This is a genomic window from Sphaerotilus sulfidivorans, from assembly GCF_013426975.1.
In the GTDB taxonomy this organism is placed as follows: domain Bacteria; phylum Pseudomonadota; class Gammaproteobacteria; order Burkholderiales; family Burkholderiaceae_C; genus Sphaerotilus; species Sphaerotilus sulfidivorans.
Genome location: NZ_JACCPY010000023.1, coordinates 34,795 through 53,036 on the forward strand (window position 1 = coordinate 34,795; position 18,242 = coordinate 53,036).

The 18,242-nt window shown below is 70.0% G+C and carries 15 protein-coding genes; 4 read left to right on the forward strand and 11 right to left on the reverse strand.

Features of this window, described 5'->3' with window-relative positions:
- Window positions 1-22 precede the first annotated feature (22 nt).
- The 4 genes from infB to HZU84_RS13675 all read right to left on the reverse strand — a co-directional run bounded on the left by infB (window position 23) and on the right by HZU84_RS13675 (window position 6,577).
- On the reverse strand, window positions 23-3,343 hold the full coding sequence (infB, locus tag HZU84_RS13660; protein ID WP_149503318.1) for a translation initiation factor IF-2: 3,321 nt from the start codon (window positions 3,341-3,343) through the stop codon (window positions 23-25).
- Window positions 3,344-3,432: 89 nt separating this feature from the next.
- Window positions 3,433-4,917 carry a transcription termination factor NusA gene (nusA, locus tag HZU84_RS13665; RefSeq protein ID WP_149503317.1) on the reverse strand — a complete coding sequence of 495 codons (1,485 nt, stop codon included), beginning with the start codon at window positions 4,915-4,917 and terminating at the stop codon, window positions 3,433-3,435.
- Window positions 4,914-5,483 (reverse strand): ribosome maturation factor RimP, encoded by a 570-nt coding sequence (gene rimP / locus HZU84_RS13670; protein ID WP_149503316.1) that lies wholly within the window; start codon window positions 5,481-5,483, stop codon window positions 4,914-4,916. The genes nusA and rimP overlap by 4 nt, the downstream gene beginning before the upstream one ends.
- Before the next feature lie 260 nt (window positions 5,484-5,743).
- Entirely contained in the window at window positions 5,744-6,577 is an 834-nt protein-coding gene (locus HZU84_RS13675) for a hypothetical protein (protein ID WP_149503315.1), read from the reverse strand.
- 383 nt (window positions 6,578-6,960) lie between these two features.
- On the opposite strand from HZU84_RS13675, the gene HZU84_RS13680 reads away from it, so the two are divergent.
- Window positions 6,961-7,176: a hypothetical protein gene (locus HZU84_RS13680; RefSeq protein WP_149503314.1), complete on the forward strand. Its 216-nt coding sequence runs from the start codon at window positions 6,961-6,963 to the stop codon at window positions 7,174-7,176.
- Here HZU84_RS13680 and HZU84_RS13685 read toward each other — a convergent pair.
- The 3 genes from HZU84_RS13685 to HZU84_RS13695 are packed head-to-tail and all read right to left on the reverse strand — an operon-like array spanning window position 7,107 to window position 9,973.
- Complete coding sequence (locus tag HZU84_RS13685) at window positions 7,107-8,630, reverse strand: HAMP domain-containing sensor histidine kinase (RefSeq protein WP_244954462.1); 1,524 nt, start codon at window positions 8,628-8,630, stop codon at window positions 7,107-7,109. The two genes, HZU84_RS13680 and HZU84_RS13685, sit on opposite strands and share 70 nt — an antisense overlap.
- Window positions 8,627-9,343 (reverse strand): response regulator transcription factor, encoded by a 717-nt coding sequence (locus tag HZU84_RS13690; RefSeq protein ID WP_149503313.1) that lies wholly within the window; start codon window positions 9,341-9,343, stop codon window positions 8,627-8,629. Before HZU84_RS13690 ends, HZU84_RS13685 begins: the two co-directional genes overlap by 4 nt.
- Window positions 9,344-9,382: 39 nt before the next feature.
- Window positions 9,383-9,973, reverse strand: coding sequence for a Spy/CpxP family protein refolding chaperone (locus HZU84_RS13695; protein ID WP_149503312.1), 591 nt, complete (start codon window positions 9,971-9,973; stop codon window positions 9,383-9,385).
- A 469-nt stretch (window positions 9,974-10,442) separates the two neighbouring features.
- On the opposite strand from HZU84_RS13695, the gene HZU84_RS13700 reads away from it, so the two are divergent.
- The 3 genes from HZU84_RS13700 (at window position 10,443) to HZU84_RS13710 (ending at window position 14,333) form a co-directional block, all read left to right on the forward strand.
- Entirely contained in the window at window positions 10,443-11,426 is a 984-nt protein-coding gene (locus tag HZU84_RS13700) for a polysaccharide deacetylase family protein (protein ID WP_149503311.1), read from the forward strand.
- A 126-nt stretch (window positions 11,427-11,552) separates the two neighbouring features.
- Window positions 11,553-13,097: a lipopolysaccharide biosynthesis protein gene (locus HZU84_RS13705; RefSeq protein WP_149503310.1), complete on the forward strand. Its 1,545-nt coding sequence runs from the start codon at window positions 11,553-11,555 to the stop codon at window positions 13,095-13,097.
- Between the two features lie 147 nt (window positions 13,098-13,244).
- Window positions 13,245-14,333 (forward strand): glycosyltransferase family 2 protein, encoded by a 1,089-nt coding sequence (locus HZU84_RS13710; RefSeq protein ID WP_149503309.1) that lies wholly within the window; start codon window positions 13,245-13,247, stop codon window positions 14,331-14,333.
- A gap of 25 nt (window positions 14,334-14,358) precedes the next feature.
- Here HZU84_RS13710 and HZU84_RS13715 read toward each other — a convergent pair whose 3' ends face one another.
- Genes HZU84_RS13715 through HZU84_RS13730 form a run of 4 tightly spaced genes read right to left on the reverse strand, consistent with a single transcriptional unit; the run spans window position 14,359 to window position 18,229 of the window.
- Window positions 14,359-15,558 carry a GNAT family N-acetyltransferase gene (locus tag HZU84_RS13715; protein ID WP_149503308.1) on the reverse strand — a complete coding sequence of 400 codons (1,200 nt, stop codon included), beginning with the start codon at window positions 15,556-15,558 and terminating at the stop codon, window positions 14,359-14,361.
- A gap of 53 nt (window positions 15,559-15,611) precedes the next feature.
- Window positions 15,612-16,529, reverse strand: coding sequence for an arginase (gene rocF, locus HZU84_RS13720; RefSeq protein WP_149505200.1), 918 nt, complete (start codon window positions 16,527-16,529; stop codon window positions 15,612-15,614).
- An 8-nt stretch (window positions 16,530-16,537) separates the two neighbouring features.
- Complete coding sequence (locus HZU84_RS13725; protein ID WP_180692960.1) at window positions 16,538-17,443, reverse strand: LOG family protein; 906 nt, start codon at window positions 17,441-17,443, stop codon at window positions 16,538-16,540.
- A 33-nt stretch (window positions 17,444-17,476) separates the two neighbouring features.
- Complete coding sequence (locus tag HZU84_RS13730; RefSeq protein WP_149503306.1) at window positions 17,477-18,229, reverse strand: HesA/MoeB/ThiF family protein; 753 nt, start codon at window positions 18,227-18,229, stop codon at window positions 17,477-17,479.
- Window positions 18,230-18,242 lie beyond the last annotated feature (13 nt).

The window sequence follows — 18,242 nt, forward strand, 5'->3', positions numbered from 1 at the left end:
GAAGCAGGGCAGACGCCGTGGATTACAGCGTGCGCGCCACTTCCTTGATCTCGAAGAACTCCAGCTGATCGCCTTCAGCGATGTCGGTGACGTTCTTGAGCTTGATGCCGCACTCGAAGCCTTCCTTGACTTCCTTGACATCGTCCTTCATGCGGCGGACCGATTCGACCTCGCCGGTGTAGATGACGATGTTGTCGCGCAGCAGGCGGAACTTGCAGTTGCGACGCACCAGACCCGAGGTGACCATCGAGCCGGCGACCGTGCCGATCTTCGACGCGACGAACACCGTGCGGATTTCCGCGGTACCGATGGCTTCCTCGCGCTGCTCCGGCGCCAGCATGCCCGACATCGCGGCGCGGATCTCGTCGACCGCGTCGTAGATGATGTTGTAGTAGCGCAGATCGACGCCGTTGCCTTCGGCCAGCTTGCGCGCACCGGCATCGGCACGGGTGTTGAAGCCGATGATGACCGCCTTCGAGGCCAGCGCCAGGTTGACGTCCGACTCGCTGATGCCGCCCACCGCCGCGTGCACGATCTGCACCTTGACCTCGTCGGTCGACAGCTTGAGCAGCGAGGCAGCCAGCGCTTCCTGCGAGCCCTGCACGTCGGCCTTGATGATCAGCGGCAGCATCTGCGCAGCCGTCTGACCCATGCTCTCGAACATGTTCTCGAGGTTCGCGGCCTGGCGCTTGTTCAGCGTCACTTCGCGGTACTTGCCCTGACGGAAGGTGGCGATCTCGCGGGCCCGGCGCTCGTCGGCCAGGACCATGAACTCGTCGCCGGCCGCCGGCACTTCGGACAGACCCTGGATCTCCACCGGGATGGAGGGACCGGCCTCGGTGATGGGCTTGCCGTCCTCGTCGAGCATGGCGCGGACGCGGCCATAGCTCTGGCCGGCCAGCACCGCGTCGCCACGCTTGAGCGTGCCCGACTGCACCAGCACCGTCGCGACCGGACCGCGGCCCTTGTCCAGACGCGCTTCGATCACCAGGCCCTTGGCGAGGGCCTCGACCGGCGCCTTCAGCTCCAGCACTTCGGCCTGCAGCAGCACCTGCTCGAGCAGCTCGTCGATGCCCTGGCCGGTCTTGGCCGACACCTGGCAGAACGGCGAGTCGCCGCCGTACGCTTCCGGCACCACATGCTCGGCGACCAGTTCCTGGGTGACGCGCTCGACGTTGTGGCCCGGCTTGTCGATCTTGTTGATCGCCACGACGATCGGCACGCCAGCCGCCTTGGCGTGGCTGATGGCTTCCTTCGTCTGCGGCATCACGCCGTCGTCGGCCGCCACCACCAGGATGACGAGGTCGGTGGCCTTGGCGCCACGGGCACGCATCGCGGTGAACGCTTCGTGACCCGGGGTGTCGAGGAAGGTGATGACGCCACGCGGCGTCTCGACGTGGTAGGCGCCGATGTGCTGCGTGATGCCGCCCGCTTCGCCCGCGGCAACGCGGCTGCGGCGGATGTAGTCCAGCAGCGAGGTCTTGCCGTGGTCGACGTGACCCATGACGGTGACCACCGGCGGACGCGCCAGCGCCTCGCCCGACGCGGCCGCGTTCTCTTCCTCGAGGAAGGCGTCCGGATCGTCCAGCTTCGCGGCAAACGCCTTGTGGCCCATTTCCTCGACGAGGATCATGGCCGTTTCCTGGTCGAGCTGCTGGTTGATGGTGACCATCTGGCCCAGCTTCATCAGCTGCTTGATCACCTCGGAGGCCTTGACCGACATCTTGTGGGCCAGGTCGGCCACCGAGATGGTCTCGGGCACATGGACCTCGTGGATCTGGGCCTCGACCTGCGGCGCCATGCGCTGGTCGCCACTGTCGCCACGACCGCCGCGGCGACCGCCACGGCCGCCGGCCGGCGCACCGCGCCAGTTGCTGCCACGGTTGGCGGAGGCGCCCGGTGCCGCGTCACGGCCCTTCGGCGCGGTGCCGCGCTTCTTGTCGTCGGACCAGGTCGAGGAGAGTTCGCCGGACTTGACGTTCTTCTCCGCACCCTTCTTGCCCGGCGCAGCCTTGTCGCCAGGACGGGCCGTACCCGGAGCGGCGGCGGCGCCCGGGGCGCCAGCCGGCTTGCGAATGGTGCCGGTGATCGCACCCGGGGCAGGAGCCGCAGCGGGCTTGGGCTCTTCGGGCTTCTTCGCGACCAGGACCTTGTTCTTGCGGGCCATCATGTCGCGGATGGCCTGGGCTTCGGCCTCGGCCGCCTTGCGACGGCGCTCGGCTTCGGCCTGGCGTGCCGCATCCACAGCGGGCGCGGCAACCGCAGCCGCTGCCGGGGCAGCGGCCGGCGTCGGGGCCGGTGCACGAGTGAAGATGCCGCGGCTGGTCGGCTGCTGCGGCGCCGGGCGGACCGGCGGCGCCGGAACGCGTGCGGGAGCCGGAGCGGCACCACGCGGAGGCACAGGCAGCGGAGCCGCAGCAGCGACGACCGGAGCGGGGGCCGCCACAGGTGCAGCCACCGGGGCCGGGGCCGGAGCCGGTGCGGGTGCAGGTGCAGGTGCAGCCACCGGAGCGGCAGCGGCCACAGGCGCGGCGGTGCGGACAGCGCTGCCTGCACGACCTTGGGCGCCACCGCCGTTGCGACGGCGCGCAGCCGCCTCGTTCAGAGCAGCCACTTCGGCGGCAGCACGGGCCTGGGCCTCGGCACGGCGGGCAGCAGCGTCGCGGGCAGCCTGCGCTGCCGCGTCGACCACCGGCGCGGCGGCCGGCGCCGGAGCAGCAGCAGCCGCTTCGGCACGGGCCGCAGCCGCAGCGGCGGCTTCAGCCTGGGCACGGGCTTCCTGCTCGGCAGCAGCACGGGCAGCGGCCTCGCGGGCCGCGGCTTCGGCCGCAGCACGCTCTGCGGCCTCGCGGCGGGCACGTTCCTCGGCCTCGCGGCGGGCGCGCTCCTCGGCCTCGGCCTGCTCGCGGCGGCGGGCTTCTTCCGCGGCCGCAGCTGCGGCGGCAGCTTCCGCCTGCAGGCGCAGCTCTTCCTCGACCTGACGCGAGTCGTCCTCGACCGTCTCCAGCGCCTCGGAGGCGCCACCGGCTCCACCCACCACATCGTCGCGCTTGACGAAGGTGCGCTTCTTGCGCACTTCGACCTGGATCGTGCGGGCCTTGCCGGACGCGTCAGCCTGCTTGATCTCGCTGGTGGATTTCTTGGTCAGCGTGATCTTCTTGCGGTCGGCACCAGTCGTGCCATGCGTGCGGCGGAGGTAGTCCAGCAGTCGTTCCTTGTCGGCCTCGGTGAGGGGGTCGCGGTCGCTTCCCTTGCTCACGCCGGCGTGTTGAAGTTGCTCGAGCAGCGTCGTCACCGAACTCTTGAGCTCGGCAGCGAACTGGGCAACGGTGGTCACAGCCATGTGTTTGTTTCCTTGGGACGGGCGTCTTGTTCGTTCGTTCGTCGGTGTCGGTCAGGATCTGGAAGGGTCTCGGGGCGCGGAGCTCGGACTCAGGCGTCCGTGCCGAACCAGTGCTCGCGCGCCTTCATGATCAGCGCCTTCGCACGGGCCTCGTCGACGCCGGTCATCTCGACCAGCTCGTCGACCGCAAGATCGGCGAGATCGTCGCGGGTGTGGATGCCACCCTCGGACAGGCTCGCGATCAGTTCGGCGTTGAGTCCTTCCATGTCGCGCAGGTCCTGCGACACCTCCTCGACGCGCTCCTCCTTGGCGATCTCGAGCGTCAGCAGGACATTCTTCGCGCGGGAGCGCAGCTCCTGCACCGTGTCCTCGTCGAAGGCATCGATCTCCAGCATCTCCTGAAGCGGCACATAGGCCACTTCCTCGAGACTGGTGAAGCCCTCGGCGATCAGGATGTCGGCGACTTCCTCGTCGACATCCAGACGCTCGACGAACAGGCGACGGATGCCGTCGCTTTCCTCGGCCTGCTTGGCCGCCGATTCCTCGGCGGTCATGATGTTGATGCGCCAGCCGGTCAGCTCGGAGGCCAGACGCACGTTCTGGCCGCCGCGACCGATCGCGATGGCCAGGTTCTCCTCGTCGACCACCACGTCCATCGCGTGCTTTTCCTCGTCGACGACGATGGACTGCACATTGGCCGGGGCCAGCGCGCCGATGACGAACTGCGCCGGATCCTCCGACCACAGCACGATGTCGACGCGCTCGCCGGCGAGCTCGTTGGTGACCGCGTTGACGCGCGAACCGCGCACGCCCACGCAGGTGCCGATCGGATCGACACGCTTGTCATAGGACACGACGGCGATCTTGGCGCGGCTGCCCGCATCACGGGCGCAGCTCTTGATCTCGAGCAGGCCCTGCTCGATCTCGGGCACTTCCTGGCGGAAGAGCTCGACCATGAACGACGGCGCCGAGCGCGACAGCAGGATCTGCGGACCGCGCAGCGTCGGATCGATCTCGACCATCATCGCCCGCACCCGGTCGCCCGAGCGCAGGTTTTCCTTCGGGATCAGCTCGCTGCGCTTCAGGCGGCCCTCGACGCGGCCGCTCTCGACGATCAGGTCGCCCTTGTCGAGGCGCTTGACGGTGCCGGTGAAGATCTTGTCGCCGCGCGACAGGAAGTCGTTGAGCAGCTGCTCGCGCTCGGCGTCGCGGATCTTCTGCAGGATCACCTGCTTGGCGGCCTGCGCGCCGATGCGGCCGATCGGCACCGACTCGACCGACTCCTCGAGGAAGTCGCCGACCTCGATGTCGTCGATCTGCTCCTTGGCCTCGAAGTGCAGGATCTCGGCCTCGGGCTGCTGCAGACCGGCCTCGTCGGGCACGACATGCCAGCGCCGGAAGGTCTCGTAGGCGCCGTTCTCGCGGTCGATGGCGACACGGATGTCGACCTCGCCCTCATAGAGTTTCTTGGTGGCCGAGGCCAGCGCCGACTCGACGGCGCCGAACACGACTTCGCGATCGACGTTCTTCTCGTGCGAGATCGCATCGACCAGCATCAACAGTTCGCGGTTCATTCTTCGTGACCTCCGGGTTCCTGTTCCGCCGCTTCACCCGCTGCCGCGCCGGCATCCTTGTCCTTGCGGCCCCGCCCCTTGAAGTCCACGACCGGCACCAGCCGGGCCTCGCGGACCTCGTCGAGGGTGAAGCCCAGCACCTGCTCGTCCTTGTCCTTGCCGTCGCGGAAGATCAGCTCCAGCGAGGCGTCCGGACCCTTCCCGGCCAGACGGAGGATGCCGCGGTATTTCTTGCGCCCCTGGAAGACCTGGCGCAGCGTGACGTCGATCTCGGCGCCCTCGAAGCGCACATAGTCGGCCATCCTGCGCAGCGGCCGATCCAGCCCGGGCGAGGACACCTCCAGACGAGCGTAGTCGCAGCCCTCGACCTCCAGCACGCGCTGGAGCTGGCGGGTGACCTGCTCGCAATCCTCGACCAGGACAAAGTCGGCCGGACCGGTCGGATAGACGGTGCCCGGCACCCGGTCGATGGACACACTCAGCAACCCGCGCAGGCCACGCTCGCATTCCACGAGTTCGTAGCCCATGCCGGTAACGGTTCGTTCGACAGCCTGCTGCCAGTTCATCTATGCAGTACAAACGGCAGCCTGAGAGCCGCGTCATGCCGCATCGAGGCCGCGACCGACACGAACTGCCCCTCGGGGCAGCCCATGCAACGGGCCTCTTCGCAGACATCACGCCAGCCGGCTGCCGCACTCCTTCCGGTGCCTTGCGGCGGTTCAAGCAAAAAAAATGGGCTGGATCTGATCCGCCCATTCAGCGTTCTAGCGAAAACCTGATCATACCCGAGCCGGGACGCCCGGGCAACCCACCATGAGCCGGCCGATCAGGCGGCCCGGGGCGGTCGTGGCCGGCTCTGGCTACCGGCGCCTCCCGCCGCATCGGGCAGATCGCGCAGGCGCTGGCGCAGCTGGCGCTGCTCGAGACGCAGGTCCGCCTTCAGGTCGGAGAGGTTCAGCACCAGATCGCGCAGCCGACGCAGGTCATCGGCCGAACCGGCACCGGCCAGCAGCGGCACCGGGCCGGTGGCCAGATCGCCGAAATCGGACTGGTTGGTCGAGCCGCCCGCCGCCATGCGCTCGCGCAGATCGCCGAGCTGATGCCCGATCTGCTCGCCATTGCGCTGCAGCAGACCCTCCAGTCCCGACAGGCGCTGCTCGAGTCGCGCAAAGCGATCGCGCTGGGTGTCGTCGGTGGCTGCACCCATCGCCTGCACCCGGGCGTATTCGCCGGCCAGCGATTCGCGGCAGGCCTCCACCTGGCGCGACAGCAGATCCATCTGCTGCGCCAGCGCGGGCGGCGGCACCACCGAGCCTGCAGCAGGTGCGACCGGCGCGGCCGGCCCCTCGGCCGATGCCGGCTGACCCGCCCGGCCGGCCGCCCGCCCCCGCCAGGCACCGATGCAGGCCGACAGGATCGCCAGGCCGAGCCAGACCGCCGCCACCAGCATCCACTGCCGCGCGGCGGCGATGTTGGCAGCCTCGTTGATGTCGGGCATCGGCAGCAGCGCCGAGCTCGGGGTGAAATGCAGCCGCGCCAGGTCGTCGTTCAGATAGTCGAGCAGGCGCTGCCAGGCCAGCAGCGCCGGCACCAGCCAGCCACCCCACAGCAGCATCTGGCCGACCAGGCGGATCGAGGAGGCGAAGGAAGGCAGATTCATCATGTCGACTCGCCCGCGGCGATCGGTCCCAAAGGTTACCGATTATCACAGCACAGAGGCCCAGGCCTGAAACAGCCGGCCCCGCAACCCGGCACCCGGACCAGGGGCGCCGGACACGCCATACCCTGAGCAGGATTGGAGCCCCGCTTCAGGACAGGCCAAGCATTCTTGCGGAACCTGTCACGCTCAAGCGCACTCCAAACCCGGAACCCGACCGCACCGCGCCAGCCTTCTCACCGGCGGTCAGGGTCGTTCGAAGCTGCAACCCGGGATGGGACAAGGACACGTCTTGATGCGCCTGTTGCCCGACTGGGTAGCCAGCCCCTGGACCTGAGCCTGAAATCCGGATCACAAGATCCACGACGACAAGGAAGGAGCCCGACATGTCCGACAAGCACACCCCTGCCGCCGACAGCTCGCTGCCGCTGTGGCGCCGGCTTCACACCATGCTGCGCAGCGAGGGCTCACGCGATCAGGACGGTCCGCGCGAGACCGACAGCGCCCGCATGGACCTGGGCTACGAGGCAGCCTACGCGCTGCCAGCCGGGTCGGAGCGGAGCGACGACGGCGGATCAGCCGGACCCGACCGCGCCGGCTGATCCGGCCAGGGCACCCGGACCCGCACATCGAGGCCGGGCTGCGCCGGGCGCAGCTCCAGCCGACCGCCATGCGCCCGGGCGACCAGCCGGCACAGATGCAGGCCCAGGCCGACGCCGCCCTGCCCCCGGCCGCGTGCGGCGTCCGGCCGATAGAAAGCCTCGCCCAGATGGGCCAGCACCTCGGGCGGGACGCCCGGCCCATGGTCGCGCACGCCGAACTCGAGCAGATCGCCCGCCACCGCATCGGCCTGGCCTGCATCCGGGCGGACCCGGGCCAGCCGAACCTCCACCGGCGCGCTGCCGTGCCGCAGCGCATTGCCGACCAGATTGCGCACCAGCAGCCGCCAGCGCGCCGCATCGAGCGCCAGCTCGCCGGACACCGCATCGAGGTCGAAGCGCAGCGCCTGCTCGGGCGCACCCGCAGCCTCGGCCGCCTCGACCGCGGCCAGCTCGACCAGCAGCGCCAGATCGGTCGGCGCCGGCTGGAGCGCGGCATGGCCGCCGGCCAGGCGCTCGCCCTCGAGCAGATCGGCGATCAGCTCGCGCATCTCGCCCAGATCGCGCAGCAGCGCCTCGCGCGAGGGTCCGTCCTCGACCAGCTCGGCATGCAGGCGCGCGCGGGTCAGCGGCGAGCGCAGCTCATGGCTGATCGCCAGCAGCAGCGCGCGCTTGGCCTCGAGCATGCCGTGCAGCGCGGCGGCCATGGTGTTGATCTGGACCGCCAGCCGCCCCAGCTCGCCGCGGTCGCGCACCGGGATCGGCGAGGCGAAGTCGCCCTCGCCGTAGCGCACCGCGCCGGCGCGAATGTCGTCGAGCGGCCGCAGCCAGTGGCGCATCACCAGATAGGCCAGCAGCGTCAGGCCGAGCAGCGTGGCCAGCGTGACCCAGCCGATCGAGCGCGGCCGTTCCCGCCAGGGCACATCGCCCAGGCCGAAGCGGATGCGGTGGCCGTCCGGCGTGACCCGGCTGATCAGCAGCCAGCCGCGCTCACTGCCCTCGTCCGCGTCGGCGCGATCCTCCAGCGCCGGATCGGCCACCCAGCGCAGGTCGCGCCCGCCCGAGGCCGGCGCATCGCCGTGATGGTGGCGATGCAGATCGACATCGGAGGCATGCCGGGGCGGCCCCATGCGCCAGGGCCGCTCCGGCTGACCGCGCAGATGCGGGTGCGAGTCCCACTGCACCACCGGCCCGTCGATGCGCACCGACAGCGGCAGGCGCGCCACCAGCGCCTGCGCACGTGCGATGTCCGGCGGCGAACCCAGGTCCGCCGCCAGCCGGTCGGCATAGTCGGCGACCAGCGGGCGCACCAGGCCGCGCCAGCCTCCGCCGATCGCGCGCTGCAGGCCCGACATGAACACCGCCGTCATCGCCAGCGCCAGCACCACGAACAGCAGCAGCAGGCGCGGCCCGAGCCGGCCGCCCAGCCGGCGCAGCACGCCCGGCAGCCGCCTCACTCGGGCGCTCCGGCCGCGAAGGTGTAACCGGCATTGCGCAGGGTGCGAATGCAGTCGAGCGGCTCGAGCTTGCGGCGGATGCGGCTGACCAGGATGTCGATCGCGCGGGTGTGGATCTCGGTCTCGTGCCCGCGCAGGCGCGAAAGCATCTCGTCGCGACTGAAGACGCGCTGCGGCTCGGCCGCCAGCAGCGCCAGCAGCGTGAACTCGGTGCCGGTCAGCTCGACCGGCTGGCCGTCGCGCCAGACCTGGCGTCGCTCCAGGTCGATCTCGATGCGATCGAAGCGCAGGCGCCCGGCCATCGGCATCGCCGTGGTCGCGGTCGCCCCGACCGGCGCGGCACGTCGGCGCAGGATGGTCTGCAGCCGCGCCGCCAGCTCCCGCGGCTCGAAGGGCTTGGGCAGGTAGTCGTCGGCCCCCAGCTCCAGGCCGATGATGCGGTCGGTGACCTCGCCGCGCGCGGTCAGCATCAGCACCGGCAGGCCGGCGAGACGGGCATCGGGGTCGCGGCGCAGGCGCCGGCACAGCTCGAAGCCGTCCATGCCGGGCATCATCACATCGAGGATCAGCGCATCGAAGGGCTCGGTGCGCAGCCGCTCCAGCCCCGCCTCCGGCCGGACCGAGGCCTCCAGCTGCAGGTCGAAGCGGCGCAGGTAGGCGGCCAGCGGCGCGGCCAGATGTTCATCGTCATCGATCAGGAGCAGGCGAGGCATGGCCCGATCCTAGCCGCGGACACCCGCCGCGCGCACGGCTCAGCCGTGGTGACGGCCACCGCCCATGAAGCCGCGGCCCGGACCGCGCTCCAGGAAGGTGCGCACCTTGGCCTGCTGCTCGGGCCTCAGGCTGTCGTAGAAGTCGCCCATCGCGGCGATGACCTGCGGCGCGGCGGCACGCGCGGCCTGCGTCTTCTCGTCGACCAGGGTCTGGGCGCGGGCCCGGTCGAAGCGCTCGCCCTTGACCAGCTCCTGCATCTGCTGCCTGGGCAGCATGCCGGGACCACCCGGGCCGCCATGTCCCCCGCGGCCGGCCTGCCCCGCGCTGCCGGCCATTGCCGTGCGCTGAGCCTGCAGGGTCTCCATCAGCCGGACCAGATGGCCCTTCTGCACCGCGTCGAGCTCGAGCTGCGCGGTGATGCGCTCGACCATGCGCTCGCGCATCTTCTGGTGGTCGGCCTCGCTGCGCGGGCCGTGCGCATGGCGGTCCTTCATGCCCATGCCGATGGACGAGCCCTCGCCCTCGGGGCCGCCGCGCCCGCCGAAGGGCGCGCTGCCGCAGGCGCTCAGACCGACCACCAGCGCCAGGGCGGCCACACCGGCCAGCGAACGCTTGAACACGCGATTCATGACGATTTCCTTCCTTGATGAGACTGCATCGAACACGGTCTCATCGTGCCGGGCGAGCGCTTCGGCGTCCTTTCGCCCAGGTATCGTCGTGTTTCGTTTTATGTCGTGCCCTGCCGGAGGGCCTCGACTGCGGCCGCGAAACCACAGCGTTTCGTCAGGAAACAGACTTTCGGATGTGACATGCTACACACTCGTTAACATGCAGGCCGGCATCAAGGATGGGACACCGTCCTTCTGTGGCGGGCACGATCAGGCGATGAGCTTTTCGCCGATTTGCATTCCGCAGGTAACAGATCTGTCGATACCAGAGCCCGGCGTGGAAAATTCGTTTCCATCATTGCCGGAAAAGAGGTTTCCCCATGAAAAGGGAGACGGATCACCCGGCTCTGGTTGTCGCGCAGTCGATGCACGGCAGGACAATATGAAGTCTTCCCTGACAGCATGGGGAGACGCTGGGAGTCTTCTGAACATGGTCGCCATCGCCCGCCCGATCGCACGCTGGTTCGTGCAGGCCCGTTATCCGACGGGCACGAACCTGCTGCCGATCCTGATGTATCACAGGGTGCTGAAGGAGCCTGATCCTCTTCAGCCCGACGTGCCGGACATCCGCCAGATGGCCGAGCAGTTCCGCGCGCTCGCGGGCGCCTTCAAGGTCTTGCGGCTGCACGAGGCCGCCGAGATGCTGCGCGAAGGCCGGCTGCCCGCCGGGGCGGCCTGCATCACCTTCGACGACGGCTACCGCGACAACCACGATCTGGCGCTGCCGCTGCTGCGCGAGTTCCGCCTGCCGGCCACCGTCTTCGTCACCACCGGCTTCCTCAACGGCGGCTGCATGTTCAACGACACGGTGGTCGAGACGGTGCGCCGGCTGCCGCCCGGCGCGATCGACCTGTCCGAGGTCGGCCTGGGCACCCGCATGATCACCGACATCGCCTCGCGCCGCACGCTGGTGACCGATCTGACCCGGGCGGTGAAATACCTGGATCCGCAGCATCGGCAGGACTTCTGCGCCGAGCTGTGCCGCAAGGCCGGCGCGAAGCTGCCCAACGACCTGATGATGGACGACCACCAGGTGCGGGCGCTGTCCGACAGCGGTCTGGTCGACATCGGCGGCCACACCGTGACCCATCCGATCCTGGCCAAGGTCGACCCCGAGCAGGCCCGGCGCGAGATCGCCGACAACCGCGACCGCATCACCGAGCTGACCGGGCGCCAGCCGCCGTGCTTCGCCTACCCCAACGGCAAGCCCGATCTCGACTATGCGGCCATCCACGCCAGGATGGTGCAGGAGGCCGGCTACAGCAGTGCGGTGTCGACCGCCGTCGGCGTGGCCACCGACCAGGCCGATCCCTACCAGCTGCCACGCTTCATGCCACGCGAGCGCAGCGCGGCCCAGTTCGTCGCGCGGATGATGCGCATGGCCACCCATCGCCATCCACAGTTCGCGCGCTGAGCACGGCACCTCAGGCCGAAAGGCCCGTTTGCTACCATCCACAAGAGGTTCGTCGCGGACGGACCGGGCCCCGCCGGACCCAGCCGACGGCGCGCCGCGGGCCGAACGATTCGACAAGGACCCTGAATGAGCAACCAGTTCGGTGCCAAGGCAGTGCTGCGCTCAGTGCTGCTGACGACCGGCTCGACCTATGTGACCTACGCGGCCGGTCTGGTGACCAGCATGCTGATCGCGCGCGGCCTCGGGCCGGCCGACTACGGCCGCTACGCCTATCTGGTGTGGCTCTCGGGCCTGCTGGTGCTGGTGATGAACCATGGCCTGACCACCTCGGCGATCCGATTCGTCTCCGAGTCGCTCGGGCGCAAGAGCCTGGGTGACGCCCAGGACGTGCACCGCCGGCTGCAGCGCTGGCAGGGCTGGTCGCTGCTGGCGGTGGGCGCCATCTTCCTGGCCGCGCTGCCGGCACTGCGTCCGGCCGGCTGGGAAGGCCATCTGGCGCTGTTCGCCGCGGTCGCCCTGCTGGCCTCCTTCGCCAAGGCCTGGTACCTGTTCAGCATCTCGGTGGCCAAGGGCTACGGCCGCTTCGGCATCGAGGCCAGCTCGATCAGCCTGCTGAGCCTGATCAACCTGGCCGGCGCCGGCATCATGGCGCTGCTGGGCGCACCGCTGGACGGCTACATGCTGCTGTTCCTGGCGATCTCGATCGCGCATCCGCTGATGGCCGCCCACCAGCTGCGCCGCGCCGAGATCCGCAAGGGCTCGCGCGAGATCGACGACGAGCTGCTGGCCCGCGTCAAGCCGCATCTCGCCTGGACCATGGTCTCGACGCTGGTGGCCGCCTTCAGCAACAAGGCGATCGAGACCTATCTGCTCAACCGACTGGTCGGCGCCGAGGCGGTCGGCTTCTTCACCATCGCCGCCACGCTGGCACGCGGCGGGGTGGATCTGCTGTCCTCCGGCCTGATGACGGTGCTGATGCCGGTGCTGGCCAACGCCTATGGCGCCGGCGGCCAGCAGCGCATCCACCGGCTCGGCGGCGATGCGGTGCGCTACTTCCACTTTCTCGGCCTGCTGCTGACCGGCGTGGGCTACTTCTGGGCCCGGCCGGTCGTCGAGCTCACCTATGGCAGCAGCTATGCGCCCGCCATCTTCGCGCTGCAGATGATGGTGCTGGTGCGCGGCGTCACGCTGTCCTACGCCGCGTTCGGCGCGCTGCTGACGATCACCGACAACCAGCGCCTGCGCGCAGCCGAGGCCGTCTTCGCGGTGGTCACCAGCGCGGGCATGGCGCTGTGGCTGGTGCCGACGCACGGGCTGGAAGGGGCCATCTACGCGCACATGGCCTCGACGCTGGCGGTCTTCCTGTTTACCTTCGGCTGCGTCTGGTGGGTGCTGCGCATGCCGCTGCCGCTGGGCGAGCTGATGCGCATGAGCGCCGCAGCCCTGAGCGCGGCCGCGCTGTGCTTCGGCGCGCTGTCGCTGAGCGAGGCACCGACGCTGCTGCACCAGCTGCTGGCCGGACTGCTCTATGTGGTGCTCTATCTGCTGTCGACGCTGATCTTCAGGGTCTGGAACCAGAATGACATCGTGCTGCTCGACCAGATCGGCCAGCGCGTGCCCGCCCTGCGCCGCCTGGCGCTGCTGCTGGTGCCCTGGGCTCGGCCGACCTGAGGCCCGGACCGCAGCAGCAACGGCAGCCACGTCACGGTCACGGAACACATTCGTTACCGTTGCTTTCAGCAAACCCGAAATGGGAAACCTTCCCTTTTCACGGCTGCTCTGAAATCATGTGAACCATTGACCCGACCGGACACAACAATGCCTGGACCGCAGGCCGGACCTGATCTGAATTCGAAGCTGAACTCAGACCTGAATCCGGCGGAACTCATCAGCGTCGTCATTCCCGCCTACAACGCACGCCACACCCTGCCGGCCACGCTCGAGAGCCTGTTCGCGCAGACCTGGCCGCACCTGGAGATCATCGTCGTCGATGACGGTTCGACCGACGGCACCGCGCAGATGCTGGCGCAGTACGGCGCGAGGGTGCGGCTGCTGTCGCAGCCCAATGGCGGGCTGGCGCGGGCGCGGGCCACCGGGGTGGCGGCCGCACGCGGGCAGTGGATCGCGCTGCTCGATGCCGACGACCTGTGCCGGCCGGAGCGCCTGGCGCTGCAGGCGCGGGTGCTGGAGGCGCTGCCCGAGGTGGTGATGTGCGCCGGCGACTTCGATGCCTTCGACGACCGCGACGGCAGGGTGAGCGCCGGCCATGCGGCACGCTACTACGCACGCATCGGCCGGGCCCGCCAGGGCATCCGCTCGCTGCTGCGCCGCCGCGACCCGCTCGAGACCGCCTGGGGCGAGCAGTTCCATGTCTGCCACGGCCCGGCCTACGAGGAACTGGCACATGGCAACTTCATGCACCCGCCGACGCTGATGTTCCGCCGCGAGCTGCTGCGCGCCGACCAGGCCGGCAGCTTCGAGGACGAGGCGCGCTCGATGTGCGACTGGGACTGGATCGTGCGCGCGGCGCGCTGCGGCGAGGTCGCCTTCATCGAGCGCGCGCTGATCGACTACCGCCTGTCGGCCAGCCAGATGTCCTCGCCGCGGCACCGGGTGCGCGCCACCGTCGACACGCTGCGGGTGGCCGAGCGCATCTGCCAGCGCGATCCCGAGCTCTACCTGCGCCAGCTGCCGCTGTTCCTGCGCGAACTCGGCGGTTTCTGCCTGGACGCCGCCGATGCGCTGATCGAGACCGACCGGCTCGAGGCTGCACGCATGCTGCTGCGCAGCAGCACCCGCTTCGGCTGCCTGGACATGCGCACGCTGCGGCTGCTGGCCAAGCTGCTGACGCCGCGCCGGATGCTGCTGGCGGCACGCCAGCGGCGCGGCATCGCACCCGCCGGCTGAAGGGCCGCGGCGTGCGGCGCCGACCTCAATCGGCCAGAGCCTCCTGCGACTCGACCGCGCCGGCACGGCGCTGACGGCGCCGGCGCAGCGCCGCCTCCAGCTCGAAGCGCAGCGCCGAGGTGCGCAGCGTCGTCCAGGTCATCTGCTCGTCGAGCGTGGCCAGCGTGGTCTTGTAGCGCGACTCGCCGGCCATGAAGTCGTAGACCTCGTGGCCGAGCGCGGCATTGTGCTGCGCGGCCAGCACATGCGCGACCAGCCCGGGCCGCGCATGCTTCTCGATCAGGCCGTACTCCAGCCCCGACTGGTAGAAGTACACCCGGCCGCGGTGGATGAAGCTGTAGAGGAAGCCCAGGTCGTGCTCGCCCACCGCCACCCGCAGCATCTGGACCGCGCCGCTGTCGTGGTGGTGCTCGACCAGCGTGCGGTGAAAGCGGAAGAAGAAGTCGTTGGCGAAGGCGCCGGGCTGGCCGCGGCCGGTCCAGTGCGCCTGGTGCAGAACGGCCAGGCGCTCGAGCCAGTCCAGCGCCTGCGCGGTCGAGGCCGCCGGCATCAGCGTGAGGGCCCCCAGCTGGCCGTATTCCTTCATGCTGCGGCGGATCTGCGAACGCGAGTTCGCGCTGATCAGCTTCAGGAAGTCGCCACCGGCGGCGCGCACCGCCTTCAGGTCGACCGCGTAGGAGCGGCGCACCCAGTCCTCGCGCTCGAGCCGGCGCGAGGCCAGTCGCGCCTCGCAGCCGGCCGGCCAGCCCGGCCCGGCCAGGCCGGGCAGCACGATCTCGGTCACACCGCGCAGGCGCCCGGCCCAGTGCGCCAGCATCGCCGCGCGGACCGCGTCGGCACCCTCGGTGTCATCGGCCGCGATCAGGAAGTCGTTGTGCTCGATCGTCAGGATGTCGAACTCGGGCCGGCCGGTCGCATGCAGCCAGGCGGTGCGGCAGAACGGCAGGCCGAAGCGCTGCCGGCCGGGCCCGTCGACGACCAGCGCCAGGCCGACATCGCACTCGCCGCGGCGCGCCTGCAGCAGCCGCGGGCGCACCGCGTCAGGCAGCAGCGCCAGCCAGGTGCCGATCCAGGCCCAGCGGGTGAAGAAGCTGCCCTCGGCACGGGCCTCGAGCGCACGCCAGCGGGTGGCCAGCGCGACACGGTCGGCCGGATCATCCAGCGCGACCAGGGAAAGCTGCAGGGAAGACGATGCGGCGGAAGCGGAAGGACTGCGAAGGCTCATGGGCCGATTGTCGCAGTCCGCGATGTCAGTCCGCCCTGCGCGGTGCACGCGGCTCAGCGTCGCATCAGCGTGCTCTTGCCGAACAGGCTCTCGACCAGGTCGACCGCCAGCACCGCGGTGCGGTTGCGCACATCGCAGGCCGGATTGAGCTCGACGATGTCGAGCGAGCCCAGCCGGCCGGTGTCGGCGATCATCTCCATGCACAGCTGCGCCTCGCGGTAGGTCGGGCCGCCCGGCACGGTGGTGCCCACGCCCGGCGCGATGTCCGGGTCGAGGAAGTCGACATCGAAGCTGACATGCAGATGCGTGCGCTCGTCGAGCGTGGCCAGCGCCAGCTCCATCGCATGGCGCATGCCCATCTCGTCGATGTAGCGCATGTCGAAGACCTCGAGCTCGTTCTGGTGCACGAAGCGCTTCTCGCCGGCATCGACGCTGCGGATGCCGATCTGGCGGATCCACTTCGGCGAGATCGCCGGCACCTGGCCGCCGATGCCGGTCAGCTCCGGCGGGCCGAAGCCGCACAGGCAGGCCACCGGCATGCCATGGATGTTGCCGGTCGGGGTGATCGCCGAGGTGTTGAAGTCGGCATGCGCATCGAGCCACAGCACCCGCAGCTTGCGGCCGGTCTCGCGGCAGTGGCGCGCCACCGCGCTGATCGAGCCGATGCCCAGGCAGTGGTCGCCGCCCAGCATGATCGGCAGCCGCCCGGCGGTCAGCTCGGCATGCACCGCCTCGTGCGCCTTGCGGTTCCACTCGGCGACCTCGGCCAGATGGCGGTAGCCGTCGACCGGCGGCAGCCACGGATTGGCCGGGCCGGACAGGTTGCCGCGGTCATGCACCACCAGGCCGTGCGCCTGCAGCCGCTCGCGCAGACCCGCCACCCGCAGCGCCTCCGGCCCCATCGACGCGCCCCGGTCGGAGGCACCGACATCGGTCGGCACGCCGATCAGCGCGACCTCGCGCCCGCTCATGTCGATGCTCACATGTCCTCCGCGAAGGCGCCGGTGGTGGTGTCGGGCAGATCGAAGCCGTAGTGGGCCGACAGCTGCTCCCAGGCCTCCTCGGCGGTCTCGACGAAGCGGAACAGGTTCACGTCGCCCGGGCTGATCATGCCGGTCTCGATCAGCCAGTCGAAGTCGATCAGGCGGGTCCAGAACTCGCGCCCGAACAGCAGGATCGGGCGGCGGCGGCTCTTGCCGGTCTGGATCAGCGTCATCGTCTCGAACAGCTCGTCGAGCGTGCCGAAGCCGCCGGGAAAGCACACCAGCGCGATGCTGCGCATCACGAAGTGCATCTTGCGCAGCGCGAAGTAGTGGAACTGGAAGCACAGCTCCGGCGTGATGTACGGATTGGGCGCCTGCTCGTGCGGCAGCACGATGTTCAGGCCGATGCTCTTGCCGCCGACCTCATGCGCGCCGCGGTTGCCCGCCTCCATGATGCCGGGGCCGCCGCCGGTGACGACGTAGATCGGCGTCTCCAGCGTGCGCGAGCGCTGGGTGACGATCGCACCGAAGCGACGCGCCTCGTCGTAGTAGCGGCTCATGTCGACCTGGCGGCGCGCACGCGCGACCGCGGCCTCGTCGCCGCCCTCCTCGGCCTCGGCCAGGCGCTCGGCGGCGGTCTCGGGCGGAAGGATGCGCGCGCTGCCGAAGATCACGATCGTCGACTCGATGCCGAGCTCGGTCTGGACCAGCTCGGGCTTGAGCAGCTCGAGCTGCATGCGCACCGGCCGGAGCTCCTCGCGCAGCAGGAAGGCGCTGTCGGCGAAGGCCAGCCGGTAGGCGCTCTCCGGGCCGCCGTACAGCGAGGGCGGCTGTGCGGCCTGGAGTTCCTCCTGGGCCGACGGGAAGTTGCGTGCTGTCAGTTCGGGATGGGCTTTTTCCATGTCCGACAGCATAGCGGCCGGATCAGGTCCGTGTCAGGCCCTTGCCGAACAGACCGGACAGGCGGCATCGCGCCCGACCTGGATCTCGGTCCATTCCATGCGGCGACCGTCGAGCATCTGCAGCCGGCCGGCCAGCGGCTGACCGAAGCCGGCCAGCAGCTTGAGCGCCTCGGCCGCCTGCATCGTGCCGATGATGCCCACCAGCGGCGCGAACACGCCCATCGTCGCGCAGCGCACCTCCGGCACCTCGGCGGTCGGCGGGAACAGGCAGGCGTAGCATGGCAGTTCCCCGGTGCGCGCATCCCAGACCGCGATCTGGCCGTCCAGCCCGATCGCCGCGCCCGACACCAGCGGACGACGCTGCGCCACGCAGGCGGCGTTGACCGCCTGGCGGGTGGGGAAGTTGTCGCTGCAGTCGAGCACCACGTCGGCCGCCGCCACCAGCTCGGCCAGCAGCGTGGCGTCGGCACGCTGCGCGACGGTGCGCACCACCACGCCCGGGTTGATCTGCGCGATCGCGGCCGCCGCCGACTCGACCTTCGGCAGGCCGACGCGCGCTTCGGTGTGCGCGATCTGGCGCTGCAGATTGGTGCGATCGACCGTGTCGTGGTCGACCACCGTGATCGTGCCCACGCCGGCGCTGGCCAGATAAAGCAGTGCCGGCGAGCCCAGGCCGCCGGCGCCGATCACCAGCGCATGGCCGTCGAGCAGGCGCTGCTGGCCCTCGACGCCGATCTCGTCGAGCAGGATATGGCGGCTGTAGCGCAGCAGCTGGTCGTCGTCCATCGCGCGCTCCGTC

Excerpts from the sequence above, each read along its gene's own strand:
- HZU84_RS13705 (WP_149503310.1), top strand. The coding sequence starts at position 11,553 with ATGAGCAACCAGTTCGGTGCCAAGGCAGTGCTGCGCTCAGTGCTGCTG.
- nusA (WP_149503317.1), bottom strand. The coding sequence starts at position 4,917 with ATGAACCGCGAACTGTTGATGCTGGTCGATGCGATCTCGCACGAGAAG.
- HZU84_RS13710 (WP_149503309.1), top strand. The coding sequence starts at position 13,245 with ATGCCTGGACCGCAGGCCGGACCTGATCTGAATTCGAAGCTGAACTCA.
- HZU84_RS13730 (WP_149503306.1), bottom strand. The coding sequence starts at position 18,229 with ATGGACGACGACCAGCTGCTGCGCTACAGCCGCCATATCCTGCTCGAC.
- HZU84_RS13675 (WP_149503315.1), bottom strand. The coding sequence starts at position 6,577 with ATGAATCTGCCTTCCTTCGCCTCCTCGATCCGCCTGGTCGGCCAGATG.
- HZU84_RS13725 (WP_180692960.1), bottom strand. The coding sequence starts at position 17,443 with ATGGAAAAAGCCCATCCCGAACTGACAGCACGCAACTTCCCGTCGGCC.
- rimP (WP_149503316.1), bottom strand. The coding sequence starts at position 5,483 with ATGAACTGGCAGCAGGCTGTCGAACGAACCGTTACCGGCATGGGCTAC.
- HZU84_RS13695 (WP_149503312.1), bottom strand. The coding sequence starts at position 9,973 with ATGAATCGCGTGTTCAAGCGTTCGCTGGCCGGTGTGGCCGCCCTGGCG.
- HZU84_RS13700 (WP_149503311.1), top strand. The coding sequence starts at position 10,443 with ATGGTCGCCATCGCCCGCCCGATCGCACGCTGGTTCGTGCAGGCCCGT.
- infB (WP_149503318.1), bottom strand. The coding sequence starts at position 3,343 with ATGGCTGTGACCACCGTTGCCCAGTTCGCTGCCGAGCTCAAGAGTTCG.
- rocF (WP_149505200.1), bottom strand. The coding sequence starts at position 16,529 with ATGAGCGGGCGCGAGGTCGCGCTGATCGGCGTGCCGACCGATGTCGGT.
- HZU84_RS13715 (WP_149503308.1), bottom strand. The coding sequence starts at position 15,558 with ATGAGCCTTCGCAGTCCTTCCGCTTCCGCCGCATCGTCTTCCCTGCAG.
- HZU84_RS13690 (WP_149503313.1), bottom strand. The coding sequence starts at position 9,343 with ATGCCTCGCCTGCTCCTGATCGATGACGATGAACATCTGGCCGCGCCG.
- HZU84_RS13680 (WP_149503314.1), top strand. The coding sequence starts at position 6,961 with ATGTCCGACAAGCACACCCCTGCCGCCGACAGCTCGCTGCCGCTGTGG.